The organism is Peribacillus sp. FSL R5-0717, from assembly GCF_038002945.1.
In the GTDB taxonomy this organism is placed as follows: domain Bacteria; phylum Bacillota; class Bacilli; order Bacillales; family DSM-1321; genus Peribacillus; species Peribacillus frigoritolerans.
In genome coordinates this window covers 5,375,096-5,395,435 of sequence record NZ_JBBOOF010000001.1, presented here as the reverse complement: position 1 = coordinate 5,395,435, position 20,340 = coordinate 5,375,096, and the positions used below count along the sequence as shown (strand labels likewise).

The 20,340-nt window shown below is 39.2% G+C and carries 16 protein-coding genes; 11 read left to right on the top strand and 5 right to left on the bottom strand.

Annotated elements, in window-relative coordinates; translation table 11 throughout:
* Positions 1 to 353 precede the first annotated feature (353 nt).
* Positions 354 to 1,097 (bottom strand): L,D-transpeptidase family protein, encoded by a 744-nt coding sequence (locus NYE65_RS25780; RefSeq protein ID WP_340862060.1) that lies wholly within the window; start codon positions 1,095 to 1,097, stop codon positions 354 to 356.
* 225 nt (positions 1,098 to 1,322) lie between these two features.
* Here NYE65_RS25780 and NYE65_RS25775 point away from each other — a divergent pair, with 225 nt between their 5' ends.
* Positions 1,323 to 1,775, top strand: coding sequence for a YueI family protein (locus NYE65_RS25775; protein WP_034306989.1), 453 nt, complete (start codon positions 1,323 to 1,325; stop codon positions 1,773 to 1,775).
* Positions 1,776 to 2,023: 248 nt separating this feature from the next.
* Here the strand turns inward: NYE65_RS25775 and NYE65_RS25770 are convergent, their stop codons facing one another.
* Both NYE65_RS25770 and NYE65_RS25765 read right to left on the bottom strand, forming a co-directional pair.
* On the bottom strand, positions 2,024 to 3,091 hold the full coding sequence (locus NYE65_RS25770; protein WP_340862059.1) for an AI-2E family transporter: 1,068 nt from the start codon (positions 3,089 to 3,091) through the stop codon (positions 2,024 to 2,026).
* Positions 3,092 to 3,560: 469 nt separating this feature from the next.
* A complete protein-coding gene (locus NYE65_RS25765) occupies positions 3,561 to 4,829 on the bottom strand; it encodes an L-lactate MFS transporter (protein ID WP_340862058.1) in 1,269 nt (422 codons plus the stop codon).
* A gap of 640 nt (positions 4,830 to 5,469) precedes the next feature.
* Between NYE65_RS25765 and NYE65_RS25760 the strand changes: the two genes are divergently transcribed.
* The gene (locus NYE65_RS25760) at positions 5,470 to 6,558 is read left to right on the top strand and encodes a branched-chain amino acid aminotransferase (protein WP_034306982.1); all 1,089 of its coding nucleotides are present in this window, start codon (positions 5,470 to 5,472) and stop codon (positions 6,556 to 6,558) included.
* Between the two features lie 38 nt (positions 6,559 to 6,596).
* On the opposite strand, the gene NYE65_RS25755 is transcribed toward NYE65_RS25760, so the two are convergent.
* Positions 6,597 to 7,265 carry a helix-turn-helix transcriptional regulator gene (locus NYE65_RS25755; RefSeq protein ID WP_340862057.1) on the bottom strand — a complete coding sequence of 223 codons (669 nt, stop codon included), beginning with the start codon at positions 7,263 to 7,265 and terminating at the stop codon, positions 6,597 to 6,599.
* A 156-nt stretch (positions 7,266 to 7,421) separates the two neighbouring features.
* On the opposite strand from NYE65_RS25755, the gene NYE65_RS25750 reads away from it, so the two are divergent.
* The gene (locus tag NYE65_RS25750) at positions 7,422 to 8,309 is read left to right on the top strand and encodes a R2-like ligand-binding oxidase (protein ID WP_328178099.1); all 888 of its coding nucleotides are present in this window, start codon (positions 7,422 to 7,424) and stop codon (positions 8,307 to 8,309) included.
* A 127-nt stretch (positions 8,310 to 8,436) separates the two neighbouring features.
* Positions 8,437 to 9,648, top strand: coding sequence for an iron-containing alcohol dehydrogenase (locus NYE65_RS25745; RefSeq protein WP_340862056.1), 1,212 nt, complete (start codon positions 8,437 to 8,439; stop codon positions 9,646 to 9,648).
* A 123-nt stretch (positions 9,649 to 9,771) separates the two neighbouring features.
* On the opposite strand, the gene NYE65_RS25740 is transcribed toward NYE65_RS25745, so the two are convergent.
* A complete protein-coding gene (locus tag NYE65_RS25740) occupies positions 9,772 to 10,026 on the bottom strand; it encodes an alpha/beta-type small acid-soluble spore protein (RefSeq protein ID WP_340862055.1) in 255 nt (84 codons plus the stop codon).
* Positions 10,027 to 10,163: 137 nt separating this feature from the next.
* On the opposite strand from NYE65_RS25740, the gene NYE65_RS25735 reads away from it, so the two are divergent.
* The 7 genes from NYE65_RS25735 to pabB all read left to right on the top strand — a co-directional run bounded on the left by NYE65_RS25735 (position 10,164) and on the right by pabB (position 20,328).
* Positions 10,164 to 10,898: a YqcI/YcgG family protein gene (locus NYE65_RS25735; RefSeq protein ID WP_340862054.1), complete on the top strand. Its 735-nt coding sequence runs from the start codon at positions 10,164 to 10,166 to the stop codon at positions 10,896 to 10,898.
* Between the two features lie 174 nt (positions 10,899 to 11,072).
* The gene (locus NYE65_RS25730) at positions 11,073 to 11,699 is read left to right on the top strand and encodes an FMN-dependent NADH-azoreductase (protein ID WP_052137253.1); all 627 of its coding nucleotides are present in this window, start codon (positions 11,073 to 11,075) and stop codon (positions 11,697 to 11,699) included.
* A 117-nt stretch (positions 11,700 to 11,816) separates the two neighbouring features.
* Positions 11,817 to 13,613: an oligoendopeptidase F gene (gene pepF / locus NYE65_RS25725; RefSeq protein WP_340862053.1), complete on the top strand. Its 1,797-nt coding sequence runs from the start codon at positions 11,817 to 11,819 to the stop codon at positions 13,611 to 13,613.
* Positions 13,614 to 13,845: 232 nt separating this feature from the next.
* A complete protein-coding gene (locus tag NYE65_RS25720) occupies positions 13,846 to 16,092 on the top strand; it encodes an AAA domain-containing protein (protein WP_340862052.1) in 2,247 nt (748 codons plus the stop codon).
* A gap of 281 nt (positions 16,093 to 16,373) precedes the next feature.
* Complete coding sequence (locus NYE65_RS25715) at positions 16,374 to 17,372, top strand: LLM class flavin-dependent oxidoreductase (protein ID WP_340862051.1); 999 nt, start codon at positions 16,374 to 16,376, stop codon at positions 17,370 to 17,372.
* A gap of 91 nt (positions 17,373 to 17,463) precedes the next feature.
* Positions 17,464 to 18,486, top strand: a complete 1,023-nt coding sequence (locus tag NYE65_RS25710; protein WP_057277548.1) for an LLM class flavin-dependent oxidoreductase — start codon at positions 17,464 to 17,466, stop codon at positions 18,484 to 18,486.
* A gap of 93 nt (positions 18,487 to 18,579) precedes the next feature.
* A complete protein-coding gene (gene pabB / locus NYE65_RS25705; protein ID WP_340862050.1) occupies positions 18,580 to 20,328 on the top strand; it encodes an aminodeoxychorismate synthase component I in 1,749 nt (582 codons plus the stop codon).
* Positions 20,329 to 20,340: the final 12 nt, after the last annotated feature.

The following is a 20,340-nucleotide window of genomic DNA, read 5'->3' as shown; positions in this document are numbered from 1 at the left end:
CTTTTTTAAAGAGAAAATAGCCTGATTACCTGTATGAAAATAATACAAGAAATTTTAACGATTGGATAAAGTTAAAACCTGCGTCCTTTTACGAATCCCAAAATCACAAACATTGAAATGGTGCCGATAACAAAAATTGCTTTAATGGAATTCACTAGAATTTCATCGTACATTTGTATTACCTCCTTGTATGTAATGACAGTGCGATTATGATTAGCTGTTGATATATAAATTATAACATAAAGTCAATATCTGATGGTGGAAAATTAAAGACGATATGGGTAATAATGTATAGGTTGTACAGTTAAAATATAAAAAAGATATCCTCTAATCAGTGGATATCATTGAGAAAATTATTTAAGTCCTAGTGCTTTTTTTGTTTTTGGTCCGACGATTCCATCAGAAGTAAGTTTTTTGGACTTTTGGAATTTCTTTACGGCTGTTTCGGTGTTTTTTCCAAATGACCCATCTACTCCTTTAGTGCTGTATCCAAGTTTAGTTAATCTTTTTTGCAGTTCGATAACCTGGGGGCCACTGCTTCCTTTCTTTAGGGTAGCGTTTGTATTTACCGGCAGGCTCACAGATCCGCTCACTTTGAATCCATTTGTGGCAGCTATGTTGGCAAATGATTTATTCGAACTGGCAATCAGGACTACAGTGTTCATTCTCACCCTATCGTAAAGCCATTGTACATCATTGTTATACATACGAATACAACCGGCACTTATATATTTCCCGATGGTTGTAGAATCATTATTGCCGTGTATTGCGTACGTATTTCCTGGTGTATTCCTTGCATTGATCCCCAGCCATCTTTTACCTAGAGGGTTTTTTGGGTCTCCGCCTCTAATGTTGCCTTTATAATAGGGACGATTCACAATCTTTGTCACTACTTTAAATTTTCCTTCAGGAGTGTAGGAGGCTTTCTTACCTGTCGCCACGATGAATACCCTCACCAATTTATCATTTTCGTAATAGGCAAGCTGATTATTGGCTTTATTGATGATAATCAGTTGTCTTGATGCCGCACCTGAAGTATTACTGAACCCCAAAAAACTAAAGGCGAAAATCAATACAAATACAATTAATTTTTTCATGTTTTTCCCCGTCCCTCATTTAAGCAACCTACATTTACACATATACTATCCTATGCATGAAGTAAGGCTAAAGTGACAATTTTTAAAAATAAGGGTAGACTAATTAACTATGGGGAAAGTCAAACTTAGATCCAATTTCGCTTTTAGGAATATCAAAAGAATGATGGGCACTATTTTTGGCCATATTACATACATTATTGAAGGGAAAGCGGAGGTGGGAAAGAATTGTCACGCCTAAAGGTGGAGGACTATCTAGAACAAGGCATCCATGGTCCAAAAGAAATCAAAGCTGGTGAACGAAGGGAATTTCTGGGCACATTACGGGAACGCGTAGTCATCGTCTTAAAAAGAAGCCAAGTCTTTGAAACGAATGTATACCCGGAGATAGAGCAAATGATGAAGCAGTATCCCCGTTCAAATTTGTTTTTAAATGGTCAGATGGACTATCAATATCTAGGAAAATATATTAAATTGGCAATGAGTCATGATATTCCTTACAAAATCGTCCTAAACAAAGATCATAACTCCGATTTGGGTCTGGTGTTAGCGGAAAGTAACGCCATAAACAAAGAAGAAATTTATATACAGAAGCAAATTCATACCCAGCAAGTCATCAAAAAGAAAAGCTTCACAGCCTTTTTTAAACGCTGTGTTAAAAAATTATTAAAAAAACGTTGATGCAACTATCAACGTTTTTAGTTTGTCTACAAAAAGTGGGGGGATGGACTATTCCGAACCATGATAGTAAGAATAGGTTTTCCATAATGGTTTTTTATGGTTTTATGAAATAAACTGGAACTTTTTTTGAAAGAAAAAACTGTAGGCAAATTCTCTTTCTTAAGAGTTGGTCTACAGTCTGAAACGAGTGCTTTTTGTTTTTATTTTTAATCGTTCTTTTAATTAAGTGTGTAGACAACTTTTCCTGTTTATGGAACCCTATTCCGTAACCTGTGAAACTTCCTGAAATTCCCTATAATCGTTTTTACTACGGAATAGGTAGGGATAGCGATTAAAATGCCAATGAATCCGTATATTGATCCAGCAGCAAGCAGCAATAGGATAATGGTAAGCGGGTGAATGTTAAGCCGTTTCCCCATAATATTCGGTGTAACCAAGTGCCCTTCGACCTGTTGAACAACAATAAGGACAATGAGTACTTTCACTGCCAGCCCAATGTCTTGCTGTAAGGCAATGAAAAGGGCGGGGATGATGCTTATTAATGGACCAAGGAATGGTACAACGGTAAAAATCATGGCGAATAAGGCCAATACGAGTGCATAATCGAGACCGATAATAAGGTAGCCAACATACATCAAAGTCCCTATGACAATTGATATGATGAATTGACCAATAATATAAGTAGAGAGGGCTTTATCGACGTCTTTTAAAATTGTGTTCCCCTCTGATTCTACATCGTTCGGTATGTATTTTAATAGAAATGGTCGTAATTTATCTCCATCCTTCAATAAATAGAATAAAATGAATGGTGTAATGACCAATACTGTTAATACACTAGTTATCGTGGATAAAATGGTATTGACATTCACGATGAGTTTTTCCGAATAATCTTTCAAATGTGTGACCGCTTTTTCTTTCAACTCTTCCATATTTACCATGCCAAAATCATTTTTTTCAATCATGACTTCAGATTCTTTAGAGAATTCCTTGACTTTGCTGGGGAGGTTTTCAGATAATTTTTGAAATTGGTCAACGATTACAGGACTGCCAAAGTAACCTACCATCCCAATCATACTAAATATAATCAAAAACACGGTGAAGATGCTAGCTGACCTCGGGATAAATTCAGTTAACAAGTTAACTACCGGCCGTAATATATAGTATAAAAGCCCAGCCAAAATAATAGGGAAAAACATGGAAGCAATGATTTTTTGCAGCGGTAGGAGAACATAATCAATCTTACCCAGTAAAAAAATAATTAAAATGATCAAAATGATCGCGCAAGCATATTTGAAAAACGGTTTATTGATCCACAAGACAATCCCCCCTAATTCCATCTCTTACTTGATTCCCTGATTTAGCTTAATGTTAAACTAAATAACTTGATTAAATGTTCGGTGCAAAACTTTTAGATGGAGGAACGTTTGTCATTCAGCTTTTATTCGTCGTATTTTTTAAACATTTTTGGAATTCAAATAGCTATAGCCTGAACAAACGAAGTTGATATATGGAAACAAAAACAAGACTTTCACTGTAAAAAGAAGGACATATTAAAAAATATATCGGCCATTTTGACTTTAACCTGACTTTACGTGCATAAGTCGATAATCTGAATTTATTCTCACAACTGCCCCCAGGGGAGATGACCTAGTCCATATGATATTCCAATGTGCTACAGTTCAAAAAGCACCGATACGGCCATATACATACTAAAAAGGCATCATCAAAGGTAAATTCCGGTTAAGGAACTTTACTTGATCATGCCTTTTTATAATGGTTCTTAAATTAGGATATCTTACTGAATGTGTTCGTTACCCCTTGTTTCTGTTCTTTTTGCATTTTTTTGATGTCCAGACGCAACCAGATGGAAATGGCGAATGCTATCGCAATCAATGCTGCGAAAACGTAGAATACCGGAATGTAACTGTTCGTACTTTCCCTGATTGCAGTAACCAACATTGGGCCGCAAACCCCGCCTAGAGACCATGTAGTTAAAAGATAACCGTGGATGGCACCGATTTCCTTAGTGCCAAATAAATCCCCGGCAAATGCAGGGAGGTTAGAAAATCCTCCTCCATAACAACTAACGACCAATAAGATGAGCCCTTGGAACAATAGTGTATTTGTAGTCGTTGGAAGTAAAAGGAACGCACCGATTTGTATGATGAAGAAAATGACGAAAACATTTGGACGGCCTATATAATCAGATGCCGCTGCCCAGCCAAGTCTTCCTCCACCATTAAAGATTCCCATTATTCCGACTAATGTCGCTGCACCTGCCACTGACAGCCCGACAACGTCTTGAGCCATAGGTGAAGCAACCGAAATCATCATGATCCCTGCACTTGTATTGATCAATTTCATGGACCATAACATCCAGAAGTGTTTAGTTTTAACCGCTTCTTTTGCAGTTAATTGCCTTAAGTCTTTTTTCAGTTCTTTCTTACCGGACTCAATATCTTTCTTCATTCCTTCAGGCAGCCAGTTGGCTTTTGGAGGTGCAATATAGGAGGCCCCTAAGAACATCAGTATGAAATAGCCTGCGCCTAAAATATAATATGTAGTATAAATGCCGACGGATTCCATAAGGCTTGCAGCGACTGGGGCTGTAATGAGAGCTCCGGCACCGAAACCTAATACTGCCATTCCTGTTGCCAATCCCCTGCGATCTGGGAACCATTTGACTAAAGTGGATACTGGTGAAATGTACCCGATCCCCATACCAAGTCCACTTAACACCCCATAAGTCAATAGGTAGAGCGGAAGTGAATCGACCATTACCGCTAAACCGGAACCGGCTTGTCCTAATCCGAATAATACAGCCGCGACCATAGCTGACTTTCGTGGTCCATTTTTTTCTACGAACTTGCCAAAGAAGGCAGCGGAAGTTCCTGCAAGCGCCATCATTATTGTGAATGCTAACGTTACTTCAGTTTCTGACCACCCCATGGTCTCGACTAATGGTTTTTTGTAAACGCTATATGCGTATGCACCGCCAATGGATAGGTGAATGGCGATAGCGGATAAAGCGATTAACCATCTGTTTTTTGTCATCTTGTTACCCCTTTTCTTCAAAATTAAGAAAGTAGCATGCGTTTTATCTATAATATAAGGTTTTGCATGCGTTTCATCTATCTTGTTGAATAAGTATATAAGAATATTATTTAGTAGTAAACTACTAAATTGAAATTCATGTAAAATTTTCCTCGTGCTTAGAGTTGGAAAAAACACTTTATGGATTCGGATTATAAATGTTATATATTCTAAAGATTTTAATATACATATAAGGTTTGCAGGTATTGCTGAGGTGTATTATTCACGAATCTGCCCAAAAGTCTTTTCATTTATCGATTTTCCTGGTTATAAAAGGTAAATGATTGAATTTACTCTAAAGGTGCGATGAACCAGAATTATTCTCATTGGCTTTATAGTGATTATTTTGATAAAATTAATCTAATATTCAAGACATATTAGCGTACCACTCGGAATTGATATTTTTAGTGGTTTCAGGAATAATTGATTCTTTTTTCAGGAATCATAGTCTGGAAATCAAAGAAAAACCAATTTATTTTAAAAAATTCCGAAAATTTCGTCTTAAAGGCTTGAACTATGATTCCTTATAGGAGTAAACTAATGAAAGATAGATTTTATGGAAGTGAAATCTTGTAAATTTAATCAACAAGGGGTTTTGGTAATGAAGGAACATGACATGCAAATCACGCTTAGTACAACAAAGAAAGAAAAACCACAAGCGGACCAGCTTGAGTTCGGTAAGCAGTTTACCGATCATATGTTTATTATGGATTACACACAAGGGCAAGGGTGGCATGATCCAAGAATTGTTCCTTATCAACCGCTCTCATTGGAGCCGTCAGCTATGATTTTTCACTATGGTCAATCCGTTTTTGAAGGATTGAAGGCATATGCAACACCTGAGGATGAAATTATCTTATTCCGTCCGGAAAAGAATTTCCAACGCTTAAATAGTTCGAATAGCCGATTATGCATACCGGATGTCGACGTTGATTTCGCGTTGAAGGCCTTAAAGACTTTAATTAGCGTTGATAAGGATTGGGTTCCCCAGGCAGAAGGGACATCTTTATATATCAGGCCATTCATTATAGCTACTGAGCCTTATCTTGGAGTATCTCCATCGAATAAGTATCAGTTCATCATCATCATGTCACCAGTGGGATCGTATTATAAAGAAGGCATCCATCCAGTTAAAATTGCAGTGGAGTCAGCTTTTACACGTGCAGTTAATGGAGGTACAGGTGAAGCCAAAACGGGCGGTAATTATGCATCGAGCCTAAAAGCCCAGGAAGTATCCGAAAAGATGGGTTATGCTCAAGTTCTTTGGTTAGACGGAGTGGAGAAAAAATATATCGAAGAAGTTGGAAGCATGAATGTTTTCTTCAAAATTAATGGTGAAATCATCACCCCTGCTTTAAATGGAAGCATCCTTCCGGGTATTACTCGTGATTCCATTATAGAATTGCTGAAACATTGGGGTCTTCCCGTGTCGGAAAGACGCATCTCGATGGAGGAAGTCCATGAAGCCTATAAATTGGGTCACTTGGAAGAGGCCTTTGGAACGGGAACAGCCGCGGTCATATCACCAATTGGTGAATTTTTATGGAATGGTGAAGAAATGATTGTTCAAAGCGGAGAAACGGGCGAACTTTCCAGAAAGCTTTATGATACACTGACAGGTGTCCAAACAGGTAAAGTCACAGACGAGTTGAGCTGGACTACGAAAGTTGAAGAAAAAGTGACTCAATGATACTTAAAAAAACCTTCTTAGAAGGTTTTTTTTTGCTTTCAGATAATCATTTTGTGCCTTATGGCAACTGCGACGGCCTCGGTCCGGTGATTCACTCCCAATTTCCTGATGGCAGAAGAAATATGATCTCTGACAGTAAATTCACTAACGCTCATTTTTGGTGCCATTTGCTTTAATCCCATCCCATTCGCTAAATATTGAAGGACCTCCACTTCACGTTTGCTTAGAAGGTAAGTGGGAGGGGCGGAATCGAATGTTGAACTGACAGCCAGTTTCAAATAATGGGAAAGCTTCATTAAATCATTCTTGGTAACGGGCTCGTTGGTGTGAATGGGGTCAACCAACACTAAACCGATGGCCAAGTCATTCACAATTATCGGAATGATTGCCAATGAAGAGATGGAAAATCTTTTAACGTATTTTGCAGGGATGGTGGATTTCGCATGCTGGATGGTTAAGTATATGGGCTTGTTATGGATGACTGCTTGGTGGATCGGGTATATATCATGAATATTTTCCCTAACATTATGTAATGAAAAAGTATCTTCACTTGTACATGCACAAATTCCTTCACCCATTCCTGTTAAACATGAGTAACTGAATAAAGATGCTCGTTGAAATGAAAAAAAATCCACACAGCCCTTTACGATCATTTGTGATTTATTTGCCATATCTTTTTGTTGGGAAATCTTTTTTACATGTTTCATTAGAGTTTCCTCAAGCATTCGACTTAATTCCTCCCTACATTTTCAGTACTAGGATAAATGCTACTAATATCTTACAATATAATGAAAACTCTTACAAATTAAAAAATCCTTAGAGATTCAAAAGTTTAAAGTTCATAATTTCAAGGAGGCATTACCATGAAAAGAAAGAGTTTAACGACCACAAGCAGGAGTTTTAGAGAAGATACCCTACCATTTAAACTTTACCAAAAGGCAAAGAAATTCGGTATATGGAATCCTCGAGACATTGATTTCAGCCAGGATAAAGAAGATTGGAAGTCATTTACTGACATTGAAAGGGAAGTGTTATTACGGATCATATCCCTTTTTCAGGGCGGGGAAGAAGCCGTGACTTTGGATTTGCTGCCGCTCATAATGACTATAGCCAAAGAAGGCCGGATCGAAGAAGAAATGTACTTAACGACATTTCTGTTCGAGGAAGCGAAGCATATGGAGTTCTTTCGCTATACATTAGATCAAATTGGTGAAACGGGTGATTTGACGGTTTATCACTCAGACACTTATAAATCGATTTTTTATGAAATTTTGCCTGAAACGATGGAGAAACTTTTAACCGATCAATCACCAGAAGCCCTTGCAGAAGCAGCCACTGTTTATAATATGTTTACCGAAGGCGTTCTTGCAGAAACTGGATATTTCGGGTTCTATCAGACTCTCGAAGCTAATAAAATGATGCCTGGTTTATTAAAAGGTGTGGGTTTTTTGAAGAAGGACGAATCACGCCATATTGCATATGGGACTTTCCTGCTGCAGCGAATCATCAGTGAACATCCACATATCTATAAACAGGTTGAAAAGAGGATGGAGGAGCTTTCACCACTGGCCATCACGTTAAATACAGAGGGATATGATCGGTTAGGAAATCCCTTTGGTAATGACCAACAAGCTGTATTGAATTTTACCCTGAAACAATTATCAGTGCGGATGGAGATATTAGCCAGGGCAAAAGGGAAAGGGATTGAAGAAATCTATCAAAGCAATGAAAAGGAATATGGGGTGCTATAATGCCGAAATAAGATACAAGCATACTGTAAGTTTACATTCGTTAATGGATGGCCATTAGGAACTTGAATGCAGCGTATGAACGATCCTTAACTGCGAATATAGACTATTAAATCCGAGGTGAAACGATATGAAGGTAAATGCTCATTCGAATTTTTGGTTAAGGTCTTCGGTTTACAGTGGTACTAACACTCGTTCAATCATTCCGGCCCTATTCAATGGTCTTGGGGCAAGAAGGATTCTGCTCGTGAGCGATGCTGGCTTGGAAAATGCAGGCGTCGTTAAAAAAGTTGCCGAAACTTTTGAGCAGCAGAAATTGGGTGCCAAAGCTGAAATAGTTGGACAGTTTCTGGGTGTAACACAAGACGCAGCGAGTAAATGTGTAAACGAAGCATTGAAATATGCACGCGAAGTTCATGCCGATGCCATCCTTGCCATTGGTGGAGGGAGTGTCATCGATACCGCAAAAGCATTGAAATACGGATTATATAAAGGAATTACGGATATAAATGATTCAATACCAAGCGGTTTTCTATATGAGGGTTTTCCAAAAGCACAATCCATGAATATCCCGCATATTTCCGTAGCCACAACAGCAGGAACCGGTTCTGAAGTATCCCCGATCGCAGTCATATATAACGAACATAAAAATGTCAAAATGAATATATACAATGTTTTTTTAAGTTCGGATGTTGCGATTCTAGATCCCGAGTTAACAGTCGGACTGCCGTCTGACATTACGGCGTTTACTGGTGCCGATGCATTGACACATGCAATTGAAGCGATCATTTCACCTGCTGCGACATCAATAACCGATGCATATGCATATCAGGCCATTCGAGTTATTGAAAGAAATTTACCGAGGGCCGTAAAGGATGGAACGAATATTGAGGCTAGAATGGAAATGCTGCATGGAAGCATGATGGGAATCACTGCATTTTGTAGTGCATTGAATGCGATTCCTGTTCATAACTTTGCCCACGCATATGGGGCGTTATTCCGTATTCCGCATGGACTGGCCAATGCCGTATTATTACCGGTCGTCATGGAATCAATCCCGGATTTATATCTACAAAAGGCCCATTTGATAGCTGAAGCCTTTAGTGTGAAAGTACAGGATGAAGATTCAAAAAGGATCTTAGCGAAAGTGGTAGAAAAGCTACGTGTTTTCCTATCTGATCTTGGGCTGCCCTCCGACTTCAGCGCCTATGAAATTAACCAGTCGGATATGGAAAGAATTCTGAAAGCAGTAATGACCGACCCAGCTGCCGCTAATTACCCGATGTCGGAGGAATTAATAATGTCAGTTGTTTCAAGAGTTTCACCCGTAAGAATTAACTGATCTAAAAAAGCCAGCCCGTAAAGGTTGGCTTTTATTGCGTTGTAACGTGTTAAGTCCCGAATTTTACCATTCAAAAGTTCATTTCTTTATCTGATGTCTAAGAACTACAGTGATAGACTGTGGTTAATGTTTTTTTCCTAAGTTTTCCTGTGCCATCTTTATAAGTTCCTTGACCATGCCTCCGCCTAACTTTCCGCCTATTTTTCCATTCTGCTTGGATGTCAGTTCACCGTTATAGTCTTTTTTCAACGGTACGCCCAGTTCTTTTGCTACTTCAAACTTTGCCTCTTCGGGATTCTTTGTGCCAGCGATTTTGGCTTTTAAATCATCAAGACCTTGTTGTGCTTCAGATACCAATATTTTCCTTCTCCTTGCCATTTAGCAATACCTCCTCCTATTTTTTTCTTAGGTTATCCTAATGAAATGAAAATGATAAACCTGATTTCCAATTGGAAGAAGTTTTAGTTTATTTAAAGCGGGTAACATATAATAAAACGACGATTAAGGAGAAAATGATGCTGACTGCGAATTCAAGTTTGTTAACAAAAGAAGATATGACAAATCCCGATCGAGTGCCGCAATGGCTAATCAAGGAATATCAAACATTCCATGAAACAGTGACCGATAAAACCTTTCCTTGTTATTTTGGTATGAAAGCTGAAAATAAAGGGGAACTTCGTTATGCTTATATCACACAGGAAGATTGGTCCAATCTCCCTAAAGCAGTGGAAAGCTTTCTTGATTTATTTCAGGAACCACCATATATAAGGCATGGACTTTTCGTTTTTATGGAGCCTGATTCGATAGAGGGTGATATAGAATTTTACCGTAAAAGGTTTTGGGAGATCCTGCAATATCTGCATCAAGCGGATGAAAAACCTTGGCCAATTGAAAAGCCGAAAGATCCGGATCATTATTTATGGGACTATCATTTTGCCGGGGAACCAATCTTTGTCTTTGGTAATGCACCTGCTTATAAACAGCGTAAAACTCGCGATTTAGGAAATAGCCTCGTCCTTGGTTTCCAGCCCCGGATGATCTTTGAAGGATTGGAAGGAACGGAAAAAGGCGGAATCATGTCGCGGGAAAAGGTCCGGGAACGGGTGGAGAAATGGGATAATCTCCCGAAGCATCCTGATATCAGTCACTTTGGCGATGTAAATCATAATGAATGGAAACAATTTTTTATAGGGGATGATATAGAACCGATAAAAGGTAAGTGTCCCTTCCATCATAAACAATTAAAGTGACCGTGAGCAAATTGCTCTCGGTTTTTTTTTGCGTTTGAAAATAAAAAACATAATCCTTGCCTTATTGGATTTTCAGTTTTATAATGTGAAAGTAGAAATTGCAGTTAATTCGAGATATATGGATTAAATGCTATTTTTATTAATTATACAAAATTAACAATTGGGGGAACGAAAATGTCTAAAGTATTGTTCGTTAAATCAAATGACCGCCCAGCGGATCAAGCAATCAGTGTCAAAATGTATGAAACGTTTTTGAACGCATATAAGGAAGCAAATAGTAGCGATGAAATAACTGAATTGGATTTATTTGAATTGAATTTGCCTTATTACGGAAATACTGCAATCACTGCCTTATATAAACGCAACCAAGGCATGGAATTGACTGAAGAAGAAGTGGAAATTGCTGATATCGTGCAACAATACTTGAATCAATTCCTTGCTGCCGATAAAGTAGTATTTGCCTTCCCGCTATGGAACGCAACGGTTCCGGCACCATTGGTAACTTATATTTCTTATCTTGCCCAAGCGGGAACAACATTCAAATATACAGCTGAAGGCCCAGTTGGCTTAGCTGGAGATAAAAAAGTGGCTTTACTTAATGCACGCGGATCCGATTATGCATTGCCTGGAATGGAAGCTGGCGAAATGGCAGAGAAATACGTAACGATGAATCTAAACTTATGGGGCATTAAAAACCCAGAAACGGTCGTAATCGAGGGACATAATCAATACCCAGATCGCTCACAGGACATCGTGGCAGAAGGATTGGCGAAAGTTGCTGAAACTGCAGCAAAATTCTAATTTTTTTAAAGGAAAACCAGTATGTATTTTTAGCATACTGGTTTTTCTATGCAGATTTTTCTGAAAGTCGATTATAATAAAGGGTAAGCTATAAGCATGAAAGGAAGTGCAGACGATATGCAAACGTTTAAATCACGTGACGAATTAAAGATAGAAGAAACTTGGAATTTAAAGGATATTTACGAAGATCAGGCTAATTGGGAAAAAGATTATCAAGAAGTCCTGAAGATGACAGAAAAATTAAAAACCTACGATGGGCATATTCAGTCAGCTCAAGATTTATTCGAGTATTTACGGTTAAGTGAAGAAGTTGGGTACATTTATAACAAGCTATATGTATTTGCCATGCTTCAAGCCGATTTGGATACACGGGTCACCTCATCACAAGCATTGCTGGATCGAGCTGGTAAGTTAGGGCAGAAAATAAGTAATGCTTCTGCGTTCTTCATGCCGTTTCTTCTTAGCCTGGAAGAACAAACATTAAAAGGGTACATAAATGAAGTCGAGGGTTTGAAATATTTTGAAGAGGATTTACTGGATTCCTTCCGCTATAAAGCCCATGTATTAACGAAAGAACAAGAAGAGGTGCTTTCGCAAATAGGCGAAGCCTTTTCAGCTCCACAAAAAACGTTCGGAATGATCAACAATGCTGATATAAAATTTGGGGAAGTTACGAATGAAGACGGCGAGAGGGTAGAGCTGACCCGAGGAATGTATTCCAAATTGATTGAAGATGATGATCGGGAAAAAAGAAAAGAGGCTTATTTCGCATATTATCAGCCATATGTACAATTGAAGAATACAATCGCTTCCACACTTGCAACGGCAATCAAAAATAATGTGAATCTTTCAAAGCTGAGAAATTATCCATATGCCTTGGAAAAATCCTTATTTGGAGATCAAGTGCCAAAAGAGGTTTATGATAATTTGATTATGTCTACTAAGCAAAATATCGGACCCATGCATAAATACATTCATTTAAGAAAAAAATTGCTGGGTGTAGAAGAATTACGTGCTTATGATTTAAGTGTACCATTAGTCGAAGGGGCTAAAGAGGAGATTTCTTACGATGATGGTTTTGCTTTGATGGTGGAGGCACTAAAGCCACTTGGCGAAGAGTATATCACAATCCTTAAAACCTTTAAGGAAAACAGGTATATCGACGTCAGGGAAACACCTGGAAAACGTTCAGGTGCTTACAATTTAGGACTTTATGGTGTTCACCCTTTCATCCTATTAAATCATCGTGATGATTTAGACAGTGTATTTACACTTGCACATGAATCTGGACATGGCATGCATTCATACTATAGCTCAAAATACCAACCGCAAATAAGTGCTGGGTATTCCATTTTTGTCGCTGAAGTTGCTTCCACTGTGAATGAAATCCTTTTGATTCGCCATTTAATTAAGACAACAAAAGACGTACAAAAGAAAAAACATTTACTTAACCATTTCATAGATAGTTTTAAAGGGACATTCTTTACACAAGTGATGTTTGCGGAGTTCGAAAAGATTGTACATGAAAAAGCTGAAAATGAAGAACCTCTAAATGCCGAGGTTTTTAATACAGCCTATGAAACGATATTTCGTGCATATAATGGAGATGAAATAAGTTTCGATGAAGAAGTGAAGTACGGCTGGTCACGCATCCCACACTTTTATCGTCCGTTTTATGTCTACAAATATGCTACTGGTTACGTTTCAGCCATTACGATCGCTGATAAGATCTTTTCTGGGGACAAAAAAACACTTGAAAGTTATTTGACTTTCTTGAAAAGCGGGAGTTCCGATTTCCCATTGGAGCTGCTTAAGAAAACAGGAGTAGATTTAACGAAACCTGAGCCAATCGAAAATGCAATGAAGATTTTCAGTGATCTCGTCGACCAATTCAGTGAGTTGACAGAAGGCTAATCTAAACCATTTCTTCCAAAAGAGCCCATGGTATGATGTTATAAAAAATGCTATAGTTAAAACATTGGCGTATGAAAGGCCCAATCAATAGATTGGGCCTTATTTTATATGCAAAAGAAACAGTTAATTCGCGAAAAAAGTCATGATGACAGCGTTATTTTCAACATCGGAGCCTAGCCAATGGGCCAGTTTCTTCGTACTACAATGGCATATTTTGTGAGGAAAGTGAAAAATGAATTCGACAGTTAATTATATAAAAGAATGGCAGCAGGCACTTCAACTTGAAATCCTGCATTTGAAAAAATATGGCAGCACAAAATACTTGGTTTCGAACGGCCATCTGCTTACAAGCGACGGTTCCTTCAACTATTATTTTGAAACAGGTTCATCGGTAAAAATCCCTGTCGGTTCCCTCGTTCGACTTGAATGGGGAGGGATTAAACAGGATGGAAGGATCCTCTCATCGGAAGGGAAAAGTATAATCATTGTTTTTGATCGCTCGTTAGGCGATATCATCAGTGAAGCCTTTTTATACCATGATCCCTGGGAATTGCTGGAGCAATTGATCATCCGCTTGGATGAAATCAAGAGGAGTAAAAGGAAAAGGCTTCGAATCAAGCGCCTGATGGATCCGTCCATGCCGCAAAAACATCCTTTAACTGAAAAACAAAGCAGTGTGAAAGAATTATATTCCCGCTCGAAGTTCAATCCTGTCACTTTTGTTTGGGGACCGCCTGGTACAGGAAAAACCTATACTTTGGCTCGTACAGTAGCCAATCATTATTTACAAGCTAAAAAAGTTCTGGTTTTGTCCCATAGCAACCAGGCTGTAGATGTTTTGATGGCTGAAATTTCATCATTCATTAAAAAGAAAGATCGTTTCAAAGAAGGCGATGTGCTTCGCTATGGAACTCAAATCGGTGAATCACTAGCTATCCATGATGATATTGTTACGGAGCAATTATTAGGTAAACATGAACCGACATTAATTAAAGAAAAAGAAGAACTTGGCGAAGAAAAACGTCTTTTAAAATATGATTTGGCAGGTTCCTTCAGTAAAAGGGATACAGATCAGTTAATTGAGATAGAGAAAAAGCTGGCCAAAGTATTGGAGAAAATCCGCCAAAAAGAGATTCAATTCGTAAAAGAAGCAAAAGTAATCGGGACGACCTTAGCTAAAGCCGCAAATGACGAAACGGTTTATCAAAAGGAGTATGATCTGGTCATCTTGGATGAAGCAAGTATGGCTTACGTTCCTCAGGTGGCTTTTGCTGCAGCGCTAGCCAAGCATATTATCGTTTGTGGTGATTTCAAACAATTGCCGCCCATTGCTTCGGCTCGTGATTCCCTCGTGAAACTTTGGCTGAAGGAAGACATATTTCATCGGGCCGGTGTCGCCCAGTCTGTTGAAGAAGGAGAACTCCATCCCCATTTATTCCTATTAAAGGAACAGCGCCGCATGCATCCGGATATTTCAGCATTCACTAATCGTGTCGTCTATAACAATTTTGTTGGCGATCATAAAAGTGTTGCGACTAGCAGGGAGGGCATAATGCTGGCGGAACCGTTTGCCAATAGGGCATCGGCACTTCTTGATACTAGCTTAGCAGGGGAATATTGCATCACTGAACGGACATCCCACTCGAGAATGAATTTATGGCAATTGCTTTTATCTTTTCAGTTGATTCATGAAGCTTATGTGGGCGGTTCAAGGTCAATTGGTTATGTCGCACCATATCGGGCTCAGGCAGAATTGATGGAAAAGCTATTGGATGACTTATATGAAAAAGAACGGCAAACTGCGGATATCATCGCTGCAACTGTACATCGTTTCCAGGGAAGTGAACGTGAGATGATGATCTTTGACACAGTAGATAGTTATCCGCAAAACAGGGCTGGAATGTTATTGACAGGGAGAGAAAGTGAAAGGCTGATTAACGTGGCCATAACAAGGACTAAAGGTAAGTTCGTACATGTATGTGACACTTCGTTTGTTAACAAACACGTTTATCGCAGTAAAACACTTCGTCAGCTTGTCGATCATCAAATTCAAAATGATCAGATTGTATCAAAGAAAGACATTGGAAAATGGGTTAACCACCAGCACCCGAAATTACGATGGATGCATGCCCGTAAATTGGGGGACTTTCAGGAAGATATTGAAACAACAAAACATGACATGGTTATCGCTGTACCGGATTTGAACAGTTTGTCAGAAGAATGGCAGCAATATTTAATGAAACGGAACCCTGCAGTGAAATTGACGATCATATCAGCAAAAAGAAATCCTGATATCAACTTGGATCATTTTATTTGTTCACCTATTTCCTTTTCCTTTATCATCTTTGATCATCGAGTTATTTGGCTAGGTTTGCCCGTGGAGTCCAATAATCGGGTTCAGCCCCCATATATAGCGGCTCGTTTGGATTCAAAAATCATGGCGGATGAATTACTATCTCAATTCAAAAAAAGTGAATAGCTTTGGAAAGCCCCTTAAAAGGGCTTTTCTTTTTTACATAAATCCTTAAAAAGAACTCGCTAGAATAAATGATGATTATTTGAGTCACTTGCGTCCTTAGTGTATTAAACCAAACACCTCGCTAGAATATACAATTTACTTATACTCCCTAATTTGGATTCAACTCCTTATATTTTCTGCTAAAGGCTGCAAACTAAACTAACAAAGCAAGCGTTTCAGGCGACTTTCGGGTGGTAATGATTTACGATTAAGTTACGAAAGCCAAGAAAGGAGGTAACAAATTGAAATTGAGCATATTGGATCAATCCCCGATTGCATCCGGGCAATCAGCACAAGAAGCTTTGCAGGCTTCACTTCAACTAGCTCAAGAAGGAGATAGGCTGGGTTATAGCAGAATCTGGTTTACTGAACATCATGATTTGCCTGGCTTGGCCTGTTCCGTTCCAGAGGTTTTGATAAGCTATATTGGTTCACAAACAAAAAATATCCGGATTGGATCAGGGGCAGTACTGCTTCCACATTATAAGCCATACCGAATAGCAGAGACATATAATATGCTAGCCACGCTTTTTCCAGGCCGGATTGATATCGGAATGGGACGTGCTCCTGGTGGATCTGCCGAAGCAACGATGGCCTTATCCGATAATTTCCTTCAGAATGTATACAAAATGCCCGAACTTGTTCAAGAATTGTTGAATTTTTTAAGAGATGAATTTCCGAAAGAACATCCGTTTTCAAATGTCTCTGCTGCTCCTATCCCAATGGTATCCCCAGAACCATGGATATTGGGAACAAGCGGGAAAAGTGCAAAACTTGCCGCTGAGAATGGAACTGCATACGCGTTTGGGGAATTCATGAGCGAAAATGATGGCGTGCAGAGTTTTAAACAGTACCGTGAGCACTTTCAAACAAAAGGGTTACTCAAAGCACCTAAAACGATTATTACGGTATCGGCCATTTGTGCTGAAACGGAAGAATATGCGAAAGAAATCGCCCTCAGCAACACCCTGTGGAAAATTCAAAGTGGGCATGGGGAAAGAAAGCAAGTTCCAAGTATAGAAGAGGTAAGGAATCATGAATGGACTGAAAAAGAAAAAACACAGATGGAAACCATGCATAAAAAACTGATTTTTGGTACCCCTTCACAAGTTAAGGATCGCCTATTGACAATTCAGGAGAAATATCAGGCAGATGAAATCATGCTGATAACCATCACTCATAAGTTGGAGGATCGGCTTAATTCGTTTCGATTGATTTCCAAGGAAATTCTTAACAGTTAATCCTTAAGCATTTTATGTGCATTTTTTGTGTATTTTCTATATGATGGCTTTGCGTCCGATTTATCATAATTGAAAGAAAGAAGATGAAGATATGAATGCTGATCAATATGCAAAAAAACTTGGCGACATTTCTTTTTCCGTTCTGGACCTGGCTTCTATTGTTGAAGGTGGTACAGTTTCGGGAGCTTTTAAAAATACAGTAGAATTAGCTAAACATGCAGAGCAATGGAATTACAACCGTTTCTGGGTTGCAGAACATCATAGCATGCCTGGGATTGCAAGCTCTGCAACGTCAGTGCTTATAGGCTATGTTGCAGGCAGGACGGAAAGGATTCGGGTAGGTTCTGGAGGCATAATGCTACCGAATCATGCACCGCTGGTTATCGCAGAACAATTTGGAACATTGGAAGCAATGTATCCTGGTAGAATAGATTTAGGACTGGGGCGTGCTCCGGGAAGCGACCAATATACAGCCATGGCACTTCGGGGTGATGTACGTAATAACGGTCAGGATTTTCCTGAACAATTGGCGCAGCTCCGTAGCTATTTAGATGCGGATTCTAAACATAATCGTGTTCGCGCCATTCCTGGAGAAGGGCAGGACATCCCGATTTGGCTGCTTGGTTCAAGTGGGTTCAGTGCAGCATTATCAGCACAGCTGGGATTGCCATTTTCATTTGCAAGCCATTTTTCCCCTGAAAATACTCAACCAGCTTTAGCCCGCTACCGCAATAATTTCCAACCATCCGACGTTCTAGATAAACCTTATGTCATGGTTGGTATCAATGTTTTTGCAGCCGATACTACGGAAGAAGCACAAAGGATTGCTACATCATATCAACAGCAGTTCTTGAATTTGATACGGAACACACCCGGCCAACTAGCTCCTCCAGTTGATACGATGGAAGGCCTTTGGACAGAATATGAAAAAGCCATTGTCATGAAGCAGTTGAACGCTTCCATTATAGGTAATCCAAAAGAGGTAAAAGAGCAGTTGCAGGGATTCTTAAATGAAACACAGGCGGATGAAATGATTATAAACTCTGCCATTTATGATCAGGATGCACGCCTTCGTTCTTATGAAATCATTGCAGAGGTTACTGGAATGAAATAATTGTTAAAGAATGAGCTTGCAGATCCCGTGTCTGCAAGCTTTTTTATAAAAATACATACCGATTGGCTTCATAAACAAAGTTAGGAGAGAGTAATGAAACGAGAAGATCCTTTATCCTTAATATTTCACTTCACAGATAAACAAGGTGACAGCAGGCCACTATATTTTGCGAATCCGAAAAAAGTGATCACCGCCCATTCAATTGAGGATGTCCTTCCCCAATTCCAAAAAGTCCAGGAAGCGATCGAACAGGGGAATTATGCAGCGGGATATGTTTCCTATGAAGCGGCACCTGCTTTTGAACAATCCTTTAAAGTTAAAGATGGAGCCAAAATGCCATTATTATGGTTCGGGATTTTTGATAAACCGGAAGCGGAAATACCTGAAAAAATGACCGGGGCTTTTCATTTAGCTGAATGGCAATCAGAAACGGATTCAAATGCCTATCGTTCTGGATTTCAAAGAATAAAATCAGAAATCAAGAAAGGCAACACATACCAAGTCAATTATACGATGCGTTTGCAATCTCAGTTCGAAGGAGATGACTTAGCTTTTTTTGAACGTTTGAAGAGAGCCCAACGCTCGAACTATAGTGCATATTTGAACGTGGGTTCACATCGAATCCTATCGGCTTCACCTGAGTTGTTTTTTCGTTGGGAAGATGGTCAGCTGATTACTCGGCCCATGAAGGGAACGGTAAAGCGGGGAACGACACTGAAAGGGGATCAGCTCAATGCTGAATGGTTGGCAGCCTCGGAAAAGAATCAAGCTGAAAACTACATGATTGTGGACCTGCTAAGAAATGATTTGGGAATGATTGCGGAACCAGGAAGCGTCGAAGTTCCACAACTTAAGGCAATTGAAAAATATCCGACCGTTTGGCAAATGACATCCACGATTACAGCCGATACGAATCCAGGAACAACAATCATTGATATATTCAAGGCCCTTTTTCCTTGTGGATCGATAACAGGGGCACCTAAAATTAAAACGATGGAAATCATCGCTGATATCGAGAATTCACCGCGTGAAGTTTATTGCGGTGCAATCGGGTTTATCACTCCTGAATCCGAAGCCGTTTTTAATGTGCCGATTCGTACGGTCGTGATTGATAAGGAAACAGGGAAAGCCGAGTATGGGGTTGGCGGGGGGATCACTTGGGATTCCGAGTTATCGGAAGAATATGACGAAGCCTTTTTAAAAGCCAAATTATTAACGGTTGAACGGCCTGCTTACAAACTATTGGAATCGATAAAGCTCAGCGATGGTGAATATTATTTGTTGAATGATCATATCGACCGGATGAAACAATCCGCTGAGTACTTCGATTATCGATTCTCTGAATTGTATCTTAGAGATCGACTCCAAAAGTATGCGGAAATAAACCATGGGACGCTGCAAAAAGTAAGGGTACTACTACATGAAAATGGTGAAATTGAAGTCTTGGGACAAGCAATCAAGCCCCTTGATCCAGAATTCAAGGCCATACTGGCTGAAGCTCCAATATCAAAGGCAAATCCATTTCTATTTCATAAGACCACCAATCGTGATATCTATGAAGGCTTTCAAATGAATAATCCCGACTTCCAGGATGTTCTGCTTTGGAATGAAGAAGGATACATCACGGAATTCACGAACGGAAATGTAGTGGTAAAGATAAATGGTGACCTCTATACCCCTCCTGTGGAATCAGGTCTGCTTGCAGGAACATTTCGTCAAGAATTGATCAGGAAGAAGGAAATCAAGGTAAAAAACATTTCAAAGGCTGACCTCAATAACGCTGAGGAAATTTGGTTCATTAATAGTGTGCGAGGGAAATTAAAAGTGAATTTAACTTTCTAAGCTGATAATTCG

Bases quoted from the DNA above. Each gene is read 5' to 3' on its own strand.
- NYE65_RS25780 (WP_340862060.1), bottom strand. From the start codon at position 1,097: ATGAAAAAATTAATTGTATTTGTATTGATTTTCGCCTTTAGTTTTTTG.
- NYE65_RS25765 (WP_340862058.1), bottom strand. From the start codon at position 4,829: ATGACAAAAAACAGATGGTTAATCGCTTTATCCGCTATCGCCATTCAC.
- NYE65_RS25760 (WP_034306982.1), top strand. From the start codon at position 5,470: ATGAAGGAACATGACATGCAAATCACGCTTAGTACAACAAAGAAAGAA.
- NYE65_RS25755 (WP_340862057.1), bottom strand. From the start codon at position 7,265: ATGAAACATGTAAAAAAGATTTCCCAACAAAAAGATATGGCAAATAAA.
- NYE65_RS25750 (WP_328178099.1), top strand. From the start codon at position 7,422: ATGAAAAGAAAGAGTTTAACGACCACAAGCAGGAGTTTTAGAGAAGAT.
- NYE65_RS25745 (WP_340862056.1), top strand. From the start codon at position 8,437: ATGAAGGTAAATGCTCATTCGAATTTTTGGTTAAGGTCTTCGGTTTAC.
- NYE65_RS25740 (WP_340862055.1), bottom strand. From the start codon at position 10,026: ATGGCAAGGAGAAGGAAAATATTGGTATCTGAAGCACAACAAGGTCTT.
- NYE65_RS25735 (WP_340862054.1), top strand. From the start codon at position 10,164: ATGCTGACTGCGAATTCAAGTTTGTTAACAAAAGAAGATATGACAAAT.
- NYE65_RS25730 (WP_052137253.1), top strand. From the start codon at position 11,073: ATGTCTAAAGTATTGTTCGTTAAATCAAATGACCGCCCAGCGGATCAA.
- pepF (WP_340862053.1), top strand. From the start codon at position 11,817: ATGCAAACGTTTAAATCACGTGACGAATTAAAGATAGAAGAAACTTGG.
- NYE65_RS25720 (WP_340862052.1), top strand. From the start codon at position 13,846: ATGAATTCGACAGTTAATTATATAAAAGAATGGCAGCAGGCACTTCAA.
- NYE65_RS25710 (WP_057277548.1), top strand. From the start codon at position 17,464: ATGAATGCTGATCAATATGCAAAAAAACTTGGCGACATTTCTTTTTCC.
- pabB (WP_340862050.1), top strand. From the start codon at position 18,580: ATGAAACGAGAAGATCCTTTATCCTTAATATTTCACTTCACAGATAAA.